8 protein-coding genes are annotated in these 11,451 nt (G+C 47.4%); all 8 read left to right on the forward strand.

What is annotated here, in order from left to right:
- The first annotated feature begins 67 nt into the window (after positions 1-67).
- The 8 genes from Q1J64_RS01280 (at position 68) to icmF (ending at position 11,432) form a co-directional block, all read left to right on the forward strand.
- Complete coding sequence (locus Q1J64_RS01280; protein ID WP_301107283.1) at positions 68-2,473, forward strand: (Fe-S)-binding protein; 2,406 nt, start codon at positions 68-70, stop codon at positions 2,471-2,473.
- 154 nt (positions 2,474-2,627) lie between these two features.
- A complete protein-coding gene (locus Q1J64_RS01285; RefSeq protein ID WP_301107284.1) occupies positions 2,628-3,821 on the forward strand; it encodes an acetyl-CoA C-acetyltransferase in 1,194 nt (397 codons plus the stop codon).
- Between the two features lie 20 nt (positions 3,822-3,841).
- A complete protein-coding gene (locus Q1J64_RS01290) occupies positions 3,842-4,690 on the forward strand; it encodes a 3-hydroxybutyryl-CoA dehydrogenase (protein WP_301107285.1) in 849 nt (282 codons plus the stop codon).
- Between the two features lie 35 nt (positions 4,691-4,725).
- Positions 4,726-5,862 carry an acyl-CoA dehydrogenase gene (locus tag Q1J64_RS01295; RefSeq protein ID WP_301107286.1) on the forward strand — a complete coding sequence of 379 codons (1,137 nt, stop codon included), beginning with the start codon at positions 4,726-4,728 and terminating at the stop codon, positions 5,860-5,862.
- 31 nt (positions 5,863-5,893) lie between these two features.
- The gene (locus Q1J64_RS01300) at positions 5,894-6,094 is read left to right on the forward strand and encodes a hypothetical protein (protein WP_301107287.1); all 201 of its coding nucleotides are present in this window, start codon (positions 5,894-5,896) and stop codon (positions 6,092-6,094) included.
- A gap of 239 nt (positions 6,095-6,333) precedes the next feature.
- Positions 6,334-7,473, forward strand: a complete 1,140-nt coding sequence (locus Q1J64_RS01305; protein ID WP_301107288.1) for an acyl-CoA dehydrogenase — start codon at positions 6,334-6,336, stop codon at positions 7,471-7,473.
- 17 nt (positions 7,474-7,490) lie between these two features.
- On the forward strand, positions 7,491-8,108 hold the full coding sequence (locus Q1J64_RS01310) for a TetR/AcrR family transcriptional regulator (protein ID WP_301107289.1): 618 nt from the start codon (positions 7,491-7,493) through the stop codon (positions 8,106-8,108).
- Between the two features lie 66 nt (positions 8,109-8,174).
- Positions 8,175-11,432, forward strand: a complete 3,258-nt coding sequence (gene icmF / locus Q1J64_RS01315; RefSeq protein WP_301107290.1) for a fused isobutyryl-CoA mutase/GTPase IcmF — start codon at positions 8,175-8,177, stop codon at positions 11,430-11,432.
- Positions 11,433-11,451: the final 19 nt, after the last annotated feature.

Here is an 11,451-nt window from a genome sequence, read left to right on the forward strand (position 1 = left end):
ATTAAACTACTCGTAAGCGCTTTATCGTGATTATATTAGCGTGAAAACAGAGGAAGGGGAGAATAAGATGAATGTGTTACTCATCGCAAACTGGATATTATTTTTGGCGATTACCGTTTACGGATTCGGGCTGTTTCTATACCTGCTGAAAACGCGCTATCAATTTATCAGCCTGGGGAGAAAAGAAGAGTTTGATAATAACGTCAAAGAACGTCTGACGAAGATTTGGGTATATGTATTTGGACAAAAGAAACTATTAAAAGATAAAAAGAGCGGGGCAATTCACGTACTATTTTTCTACGGATTCCTGCTCGTTCAATTTGGCGCAATTGATTTAATTTGGAAAGGGTTGAAGCCGGGATCACATTTGCCGCTCGGGCCATTGTATCCTGCATTTACATTCTTCCAGGAAATCGTTGTGTTTCTAATTTTAGTAGCAGTCGTATGGGCATTCTACCGACGCTACGTTGAAAAACTTGTCCGTTTGAAGCGCGGATGGAAGTCAGGTTTAGTCCTAATTTTCATTGGGACACTTATGGTGTCGACACTTGTTGCCAACGGCGCAAACATGATTTGGCATAATGAAGGAACGACTTGGACAGAACCGATGGCTTCGCTGATCGCGATGGTATTCAGCGGAATTCCTCAAGGCGTTGCTGTTGCAATATTCTTTATTGGCTGGTGGGTACACTTGCTGACGTTGCTGACTTTCTTGGTTTACGTACCACAGTCCAAGCACGCTCACTTGATCGCCGGACCTGTCAACGTATACTTTCACCGTCTCGACAATGCGGGCACTCTGAAGCCGATCGATTTTGAAGCATTGGAAGAAGTAGAAGATGAAGCAGATATGCCTCCACTAGGGGTGGGGAAAATCACGGATTTCACGCAGGCGCAAATGATCGACTTTTACGCATGTGTGGAATGTGGACGCTGTACGAATATGTGTCCGGCAACTGGCACAGGGAAAATGCTTTCTCCGATGGACTTGATCGTGAAACTGCGTGACCATCTGACAGCTACAGGCGCAGTGATGACACAACAAAAGCCTTGGGTGCCTCAGTTTATGTTCAATAATACGCAAGGTAATCAGCTGGCACTTGCTGCTGGAGCTGAAGGTGTTTCGATTGATGAGTTGTACAATCCTTCATTAATTGGAGATGTCATCACAGAAGAAGAAATCTGGGCTTGTACAACTTGCCGTAACTGTGAAGATCAGTGTCCGGTAATGAACGAGCATGTCGATAAGATTATTGACCTTCGCCGTTACTTAGTCATGACAGAAGGTAAAATGGATGCAGATGCTCAGCGTGCGATGACAAACATCGAACGTCAGGGTAATCCTTGGGGCTTGAACCGTAAAGAGAAGGAAAACTGGAGAGACGCACGTCCAGACTTGCATATCCCAACAGTGAAAGAAGCGAAGAAAGCAAAGGAAGACTTCGAATACTTGCTGTGGGTAGGTTCAATGGGTGCTTTCGACAACCGTTCTCAGAAGATCGCATTGTCATTCGCGCATCTATTGAATGAAGCAGGCGTGAGCTTCGCGATTCTCGGTAACAAAGAGAAGAATTCCGGGGATACACCGCGACGTCTCGGTAACGAATTCTTATTCCAGGAACTCGCTACTGCAAACATCGCTGAATTCGAAAAAGCCGACGTATCAAAAATCGTCACAATCGATCCGCATGCATATAATATTTTCAAGAATGAATATCCGGACTTTGGCTTTAAAGCAATCGTCAAGCACCATACAGAGTTATTGTATGAACTGGTGATGGCAGGAAAGCTAGTACCGAAGCACGCAATCAATGAAAAGATTACATTCCATGATTCCTGTTACTTAGGCCGCTATAACGATGTCTACGACCAGCCGCGAGAAATACTGAAAGCGATTCCTGGCGTCGAATTAATCGAAATGAAACGCAATCGTCAAGACGGCATGTGCTGTGGAGCGGGCGGCGGAATGATGTGGATGGAGGAAGATACAGGTCAGCGTGTCAACGTAGCACGTACAGAGCAAGCTATGGAAGTCAGCCCTGGAATCATTTCATCCGGTTGTCCGTACTGCTTAACGATGCTGTCTGACGGAACAAAGGCGATTGAAGTGGAAGAGCAAGTAGGCACATATGATATCGCAGAATTGCTAGAGCGTTCTATTTTTGGAGAAGATCAGGTTGCACCAGAACCAGAAGAAGTTGTAGTAGAAGAAGTGCCTGCAGAAGTTGTTGCTGAAGAAGTAGTGGTTAAAGAAGTTATAGTAGAAACACCGGTGGTAGAAGAATCTACAGAAGTAGTCGTCGAAGAACCGCTTGTTGAAGCCTTGGAAGTGAAGATCGAGGAACCGGTAGAAACGCCAGCTGATGAATCTGCTGAAACCCCTACAGAAGAACCAGTCGCAGAAATCGAACTGGCTGCAACAGAGGAAAACACGGATGAAACACCTAATAACCCGGACGGAAAGCGGAATTAAACTATTGCGAATTGTATGGTAGTGACGTACAATTAGAGTATCTAAAACGCTAACAATCTGTTAAGTGGATAAAACAGAGGGCCCTTGTGCCCTCTAATTTATCGCTTATTAGGCGAGCGAGCGTTCAGTCAGTAAAGAAGTAGGAGGGAATGGAATGACAAGAACAGTTATTTTACATGGGGCAAGAACACCATTTGGTAAATTAGGGGGCGCATTATCCGCGCATTCAGCCAGTGATCTGGGGGGCACGGCGATCAAGGCGGCACTCGAGCGTTCAGACGTTCAGGGCGAGCAAGTAGATGAAGTCATTATGGGTACCGTTTTACAGGCAGGACAGGGGCAAATCCCATCAAGACAGGCAGCAACAAAAGGTGGAATTCCGTACAGTGTTAAAACAGAAACCGTCAATAAAGTATGCGCTTCCGGAATGCGCAGTATCACACTAGGTGATCAGTTGATCCGTCTGGGTGAAGAAAATGTGATCGTAGCAGGCGGCATGGAATCGATGTCCAATGCACCTTATTATTTACCGGGTGCACGCTCAGGATTAAAGATGGGTGACACGACACTTGTCGACGGCATGATTTACGATGGCCTAACTTGCGCGTTTTCACCAGACCGCGTGCATATGGGCACATATGGCAACAGCACAGCCAATGAGTTTTCATTGAGTCGTGAAACACAGGACGAATGGGCATTACGAAGCCATGACCGTGCTCTTGCAGCGATGGATAATGGTTTATTTGCGGAAGAAATCGTTTCAGTCAGCATTCCGCAGCGTAAAGGCGATGCATTGGTAGTTTCTGAAGATGAAGCACCAAGACGCGGCAGTTCTTTGGAATCGCTTTCAAAACTGCGTCCAGCTTTCGATAAAGACGGCACGATCACTGCTGGAAACGCACCGGGCGTCAATGACGGAGCTTGTGCAGTTGTGTTGATGAATGAAGACGAAGCGAAGAAGCAGGGCAAAGAACCACTGGCTGTGATCCTTGGTCACGCAGAAGTCGCGATCGAGCCGGAAAGATTCCCGGAGACACCAGGACACGTCATCAAAGCGCTCCTCGCTAAGACAGGGAAGTCACTGGATGAAATCGATTTATTCGAAATCAATGAAGCATTCGCAGTCGTTGCACTTGCCAGCTCTCAAATCGCGGGACTTGACGAAGAAAAAGTGAACGTCAACGGCGGAGCAGTCGCACTTGGACACCCGATCGGCGCAAGCGGAGCACGAGTTGTCCTTACACTCGCCAATGAACTGAAACGCCGCGGCGGCGGAATCGGTATTGCAGCCATCTGTTCAGGCGGCGGGCAAGGCGACGCCATCATGATTGAAGTACCTAAAAACTAATTAACGGGGAGGCAAACCAGATGGCAATTGAACATGTATTTGTCATAGGCGCTGGACAGATGGGCGGCGGAATTGCTCAAGTCTGCGCACAGGCAGGTTACCAAGTAACACTCCACGATATAAATGAAGAAGCATATAACCGGGGTTTTGCAGTTATTACGAAAAACCTGTCACGCAATGTGGAAAAGGGACGGATGACGGAAGAAGAAAAGCAGGAAGTACTTGGCCGGTTTACGCAGTCACTTGATTTGCAAAATGCCAAACACGCTGATCTCGTTATTGAAGCGGCTGTAGAAAACATGGAAATAAAAACTTCTATATTTGCACAGCTGGATGAAATCACGCCTGAGCATACAATTCTGGCGACGAACACGTCCTCACTGCCAATCACAGAAATCGGGGCAGCAACGAAACGTCCTGAAAAAGTCATCGGCATGCACTTCATGAATCCGGTACCTGTCATGCAGCTCGTGGAAATTATCCGCGGACTTGCGACAGACGACGAAGTGTATGAAGCGGTAGAAGAAATGACAAAGAAGCTGAATAAAACGCCTGTAGAAGTCAATGACTATCCGGGCTTTGTCGCTAACCGCGTATTAATGCCGATGATCAACGAGGCAATCTTTACGTTGTATGAAGGCGTGGCGACAAAAGAAGCGATCGATGACGTGATGAAGATGGGGATGAATCATCCGATGGGACCGCTGCAATTGGCGGATTTCATTGGGCTCGATACATGTCTTTATATTATGGAGACGCTGTATGAAGGATTTGGAGATTCGAAATACCGTCCATGTCCGCTGCTACGTAAATATGTCAAAGCAGGATGGCTCGGCAAGAAGACGGGCAGAGGTTTCTATACGTACTGATTAATTGAATAAGCCGAAAGCGTGAGGTGAAGAAGATGGATTACAACTTATCAGAAGAACAACAAATGATGCGCCAGATGGTCCGTGATTTCGCGAATAAGGAGATTGCACCGTGGATACCGCGAATGGAAGCAGGAGAGTTTCCACGTGAACTGCTTGGAAGAATGGGGGAACTCGGTCTGATGGGCATTACGGCTCCGGAACAATACGGAGGTTCCGAAATGGATTTTCTATCATACATTATCGCGATCCACGAATTATCCAAAGTAAGCGCGGTCATGGGGGTTGTGCTGTCTGTCCATACTTCAGTGGGAATGAATCCCATCCTCTATTTCGGAAATGAAGAACAGAAAAACCGCTACTTGCCGAAAATGGCATCCGGAGAATACTTGGGCGCTTTCTGTCTGACAGAAGCTTCATCCGGTTCGGACGCAGGCTCACTGAAAACGAAAGCCAAGCGAGTAGATGATCACTATCTTATTAACGGCTCCAAAATGTTTATCACAAACGGCGGAGAAGCCGATGTCTATATTGTGTTTGCGAATACCGCACCTGAAAAAGGCACGTACGGCATCACCGCTTTCATCGTTGACCGCGATACCCCTGGACTTTCAATCGGCAAAGACGAACGGAAAATGGGCCTTCATGGTTCACGTACTGTGGCGCTCAGCTTCGATAATATGAAAGTACCCGTAGAAAATCGCTTAGGCGAAGAAGGCGGCGGATTCAAAATTGCCATGGCGAACCTCGACGTAGGCAGGATTGGCATCGCAGCCCAGGCGCTCGGAATTGCGGAAGCATCACTCGAAGCAGCAACTGCCTACGCACAAGAGCGCGAACAGTTCGGCAAACCAATCGCTGCCAATCAAGGAGTAGGATTCAAATTGGCAGACATGGCAACCGCCACAGAAGCCGCACGCCTGCTAGTCTACCGCGCAGCCTGGCTAAGAGCGCAAGACAAACCATGCGGCAAAGAAGCCTCCATGGCTAAACTCTTCGCCTCCCAGGCAGCTGTCGACAACTCCATAGAAGCCGTCCAAATCTTTGGCGGCTACGGCTACACCGAAGACTATCCCGTAGAACGCTACTTCCGCGACGCCAAAGTATGCCAAATCTACGAAGGCACCAGCGAAATCCAGCGCGTAGTCATCGCGAAGCATTTGACCAGTTGAGTTTGGTGCGGTAAGGACGGTGATTAGTTCGTTGAAGTACCGGTTTGGTTCGTTGAGCAGCGGGATTGGTGCGTTGAAGTACCGGTTTGGTTCGCTGGCGGCGAAGATTGGTTCGTTGGAACAGCCCTTTGGCGCCCTGCCGATACTTTTTGGTGCGGCACCGCAACTGTTTGGCTCGGTTAAGGGCGAGATGGGTTCGTCACCATATGATTTTACGCTGGTTCTGGGGTGAACTGCGTAATCTTGCGTACTGATTGCAACAACATAATTTAAGACAGCAATGTTTCACACATACTTATAGGGATTGTAGTGTAAGACGGTCGACTCCGGGAGGATCAGCCCGACAGGTATGACAACTTGGGGGAGCTTGCGAGAAAGCGTACCGTCTGAAGCGGAGATCCACAAACTGCAAGCCTATATCAGCAACACTAAATTATAAACTTCAAACAAACACAAAGGGTGGGAGAAAAAATGGATTTTAAACTATCAGAAGAACATGAAATGATCAGAAAAATGGTACGGGACTTTGCAGAAAAGGAAGTCGCACCATCTGCAGCACAGCGTGACGAAGACGAAAGCTTCGACATGAACATCTTCAACAAAATGGCTGAACTCGGCCTCACTGGCATTCCATGGCCAGAAGAATACGGCGGCATCGGCAGCGACTACCTTGCCTACGTCATCGCAGTAGAAGAACTATCAAGAGTCTGCGCATCCACAGGCGTCGTATTATCCGCGCACACATCACTCGCAGGATGGCCGCTGTTCAAATACGGCAATGAAGAACAAAAACAAAAATATTTACGCCCCCTTGCAGAAGGCAAGAAAGTTGGCGCATACTGTTTAACAGAAGCAGGTTCAGGATCTGACGCAGGCGGAATGAAAACTACAGCGAAACGCGACGGCGATGACTACGTGCTGAACGGCTCGAAAATCTTCATCACCAACGGCGGAATTGCTGACACATACATCGTTTTTGCAGTAACAGATTCAGAATCCAAACATAAAGGTACGAGCGCGTTCATCGTAGAAAGCACATTTGACGGTTTCTCTGTAGGCAAGAAAGAGAAGAAAATGGGGATTCGTTCTTCACCTACCACAGAAGTCGTGTTGGATAACTGCCGTGTGCCGAAAGAAAATATGCTCGGCGAAGAAGGCAGGGGCTTCATCATCGCAATGAAGACGCTTGACGGCGGACGTAATGGTATCGCAGCGCAGGCAGTCGGAATCGCACAGGGGGCACTTGACGCAGCTGTTGATTACTCGAAAGAACGTGTACAGTTCGGCAAGCCGATTGTAGCCAATCAAGGTGTCAGCTTCAAACTGGCAGATATGGCGACGTCAATCGAAGCTTCCCGTTTGTTGACACACCAGGCAGCTTGGCTCGAATCAAATGACCTGCCGTACGGTAAAGCATCTGCCATGGCGAAACTGATGGCTGGAGATACAGCGATGAAAGTTACGACAGAAGCGGTTCAAGTATTCGGCGGCTATGGCTATACAAAAGACTATCCAGTGGAACGCTATATGCGTGACGCAAAAATTACGCAAATTTACGAAGGAACACAAGAAGTACAGCGCCTCGTTATCTCTCGTATGCTGACAAAATAACAGAGGGAGGGAACTCCATGCCGAAACATGAAGTGAAATCTACCGTGAAAGACGAAGACTTGATTCAGAAACGGCGCGAACAAATCAGCCGCGGAGCCGTAAAGCTGTTTATTGCCAAAGGGTTCCACCGGACAACGACGCGTGAAATCGCCAAGGAGGCAGGCTTCAGCATCGGTACGCTTTACGAATATATTCGCACGAAGGAAGACGTTTTATATCTTGTCTGCGATCATATTTATCACGAGGTGAAAATTCGACTTTCTGAATTAGACACCAGTGATAACACGGTGGAAGGACTGCGTGTGGCGATTGCAAAGTACTATGAGCTGATTGATGATATGGCCGATGAGTTCGTAGTCATGTATCAGGAATCCAAATCTCTGCCAGGTGAAGCGCTGCGATATGTGCTGACGAGAGAACTCGAAATGGTTGAGTTATTCGAAACAATTCTGAAGCGTTGCATGGAAGCCGGCAATCTGCGGATAGGTCCAAATGAAGTGTCGCTTGCGGCGCATCATATTCTAGTGCAGGGACAGATGTGGTCATTTCGCAGATGGGCTTTGCGCAAGAGTTACTCATTAGAGCAGTACATTCAGATACAGACGGATCAAATCATTCAAGGTCTTGCAAAATAAACAAGTGACTTCGCCAGGGCAGTTTGCCGTGGCGTATGTCTCTTTGTATGGAAAGGCGGAAATCAAATGGCAACTGAGGAAATTTACAAGCCGAAGCACCATATCCGTTTCGTGACGGCTTCCAGCTTATTCGATGGGCACGATGCTTCAATCAATATTATGCGCAGAATCTTACAGTCAACAGGGGCAGAGGTCATTCATCTCGGACATAATCGTTCTGTTGAGGAAGTTGTAAACGCTGCCATTCAGGAAGACGTACAAGGCATCGCGATCTCTTCCTATCAAGGCGGTCACGTGGAATATTTCAAATACATGTATGATTTGCTGAAGGAACGGGGCGCCTCACATATTAAAATCTTCGGAGGTGGCGGAGGCGTCATTATCCCGAAGGAAATCAAAGAATTGCATGAATACGGCATTCAATGGATTTTCTCGCCTGAAGACGGTCGCAAAATGGGTCTTCAGGGAATGATCAACCGTATCATGGAACTATCTGATTTCTCCACGACTCCCGAAAATGAAGAAGCCAATCTTGAAAAGCTGACGGCAGAAACACCGGGTGTATTGGCTAATTTGATTACCTATGTAGAAGAAAAACATCTGAAAAAGGATGAAGCTTCTGAGGAACTGCTGGAGCATGCAAGAAAACTTTCTAAAAAGACCCCGGTACTCGGTATCACAGGTACAGGTGGCGCGGGTAAAAGTTCCTTGACTGATGAACTGATCCGTCGTTTCTTGCAGGAGTTTCCTGACAAACGCGTTGCCATTCTTTCCGTCGATCCTACTAAACAAAAGACTGGCGGTGCATTGCTCGGTGACAGAATCCGGATGAATGCGATTTTCAATAACCGTGTCTACATGCGCAGTCTGGCTACACGCGGCTCCCGTTCCGAGCTGACAACTGCGATTCATGATGTTCTCGACGTTACAAAAGCAGCGGGCTACGACCTGATCATTGTCGAGACGAGCGGAATCGGGCAGGGTGACGCACAGATCACCGATATCTCGGACGTTTCGATGTATGTCATGACGAGCGAGTACGGTGCGCCGACACAGCTTGAGAAGATCGATATGATCGACTTTGCGGATTTAATTGTCATCAATAAATTTGAACGTAAAGGTTCTGAAGACGCACTTAACCAAGTTCGCAAACAGTATCAGCGCAGTCATATGCGTTTTGAGGATGAACTGGAGAAGATGCCGGTTTACGGAACCATTGCGAGCCAGTTTAACGATAAAGGGACGAATACGCTGTTTGCAGCACTGGTTGAACAGCTGAACACTTCATGTGGCTTAGAGTGGTCAACGAGCTATGCCGATTCTGTCACGAAACAAGTGCAGACAGTTATTATCCCACCTGACCGCAGTCATTATCTGCGCGAAATTGCATCGACTGTGCGCAATTACCATGCGAAGTCAAAACAGCAGGAAGAACTGGCGCGACGACTTTTCCAGCTCGAAGGTGCAATCGAAGCCGTGAAGGAAGCTGATTCCAATGAAGCTCTGCTAGATTCATTGGAAAGTTTGAAAAAAGGTGTCGAGGAACAGCTGTCAAGTGAATCAAAGCGTACGCTGGAACACTGGGAATCTTTGAAAGAATCATATAAAAAAGATGAATATGTAGTGAAAATTCGTGACAAAGAAATTCGTACGGAACTAAATACTGTCAGTTTATCAGGAGTAAAGATTCCGAAAGTAGTTCTGCCACAATATAAAGACTACGGCGAAATTTTGCGCTGGGTATACAGCGAAAACGTGCCGGGTTCATTTCCATATACAGGCGGTGTTTTCCCGTTTAAACGGGAAGGGGAAGATCCGAAGCGTCAGTTTGCCGGAGAAGGAACGCCGGAACGGACGAACCGCAGATTCCACTATGTATCAAAAGATGATGATGCGAAACGTCTGTCGACGGCTTTTGATTCGGTCACGTTATATGGAGAAGATCCGGATGAACGGCCCGATATTTACGGTAAAGTCGGTGAGTCGGGAGTCAGCATCTGTACGCTCGAAGATATGAAAAAGCTCTATGACGGCTTTGATCTTTGTGCACCGTCGACATCTGTTTCGATGACGATCAATGGACCAGCGCCTATTATTCTAGCAATGTTCATGAATGCCGCCGTTGATCAGCAAGTGCGCAAAAAAGAGGAAGAACTCGGCCGCACACTGACAGTCGAAGAATTTACCGAAGTGCGTGAGCTGACATTCCAGACGGTCCGTGGAACTGTGCAGGCGGATATCCTAAAAGAAGATCAGGGGCAAAACACTTGTATTTTCTCTACAGAATTTGCCTTGCGTCTGATGGGTGATATCCAGCAGTATTTCATTGATAAAAAAGTACGCAACTACTATTCTGTATCGATTTCCGGCTATCACATTGCGGAAGCGGGCTCGAATCCGATTTCACAGCTAGCATTTACATTGGCGAATGGCTTCACATATGTCGAATACTACTTGAGCCGCGGCATGAATATTGACGATTTTGCGCCGAACCTGTCATTCTTCTTCTCGAACGGACTCGATCCGGAGTATACGGTGATCGGCCGCGTGGCGCGCAGAATCTGGTCGGTTACGATGCGCGATAAATACGGAGCCAATGAACGCAGCCAGAAACTGAAGTATCATATCCAGACATCAGGCCGTAGTCTGCATGCACAGGAAATTGATTTCAATGATATCCGTACGACATTGCAGGCATTGATGGCGCTGCAAGATAACTGTAACTCGCTGCATACCAATGCATACGATGAAGCGATCACGACGCCGACGGAAGAATCCGTACGACGCGCGATGGCGATTCAAATGATCATTACTAAAGAACACGGCCTGTCGAAAAATGAAAATCCAATGCAGGGGGCTTTCATTGTGGAAGAAATGACGAGCCTTGTGGAAGAAGCGGTATTGCAGGAATTTGACCGTCTCAATGACCGCGGCGGCGTGCTTGGTTCGATGGAAACTCAGTATCAGCGCGGTAAGATTCAGGAAGAGTCCATGTACTACGAAATGAAAAAGCATTCAGGCGAGCTGCCGATCATCGGCGTCAATACGTATCTGAATCCGAATCCGCCATCTGAAGAAGATATCGACAATATGGAAATTGCACGTGCGACAAAAGAAGAAAAAGAAGCACAGATCCGTAACTTGCGAGCATTTCAGTCCAAACATTCTAATGAAGCGGAACAGGCCTTGCGGAATCTGCAGCAAACGGCCGTTTCAGGCGGCAATGTATTTGCTGAATTGATGGAAACCGTAAAAGTGGCGAGTCTCGGTCAGATTACGAACGCATTGTATGAAGTGGGTGGGCAGTACCGTAGAAATATGTGAGTAATCTATGAAGCTGCGT

The sequence above is a fragment of the Sporosarcina sp. genome (assembly GCF_029257255.1).
Classification (GTDB): domain Bacteria; phylum Bacillota; class Bacilli; order Bacillales_A; family Planococcaceae; genus Sporosarcina.

Excerpts from the sequence above, each read along its gene's own strand:
- Q1J64_RS01280 (WP_301107283.1), top strand. The coding sequence starts at position 68 with ATGAATGTGTTACTCATCGCAAACTGGATATTATTTTTGGCGATTACC.
- Q1J64_RS01285 (WP_301107284.1), top strand. The coding sequence starts at position 2,628 with ATGACAAGAACAGTTATTTTACATGGGGCAAGAACACCATTTGGTAAA.
- Q1J64_RS01290 (WP_301107285.1), top strand. The coding sequence starts at position 3,842 with ATGGCAATTGAACATGTATTTGTCATAGGCGCTGGACAGATGGGCGGC.
- Q1J64_RS01295 (WP_301107286.1), top strand. The coding sequence starts at position 4,726 with ATGGATTACAACTTATCAGAAGAACAACAAATGATGCGCCAGATGGTC.
- Q1J64_RS01305 (WP_301107288.1), top strand. The coding sequence starts at position 6,334 with ATGGATTTTAAACTATCAGAAGAACATGAAATGATCAGAAAAATGGTA.
- Q1J64_RS01310 (WP_301107289.1), top strand. The coding sequence starts at position 7,491 with ATGCCGAAACATGAAGTGAAATCTACCGTGAAAGACGAAGACTTGATT.
- icmF (WP_301107290.1), top strand. The coding sequence starts at position 8,175 with ATGGCAACTGAGGAAATTTACAAGCCGAAGCACCATATCCGTTTCGTG.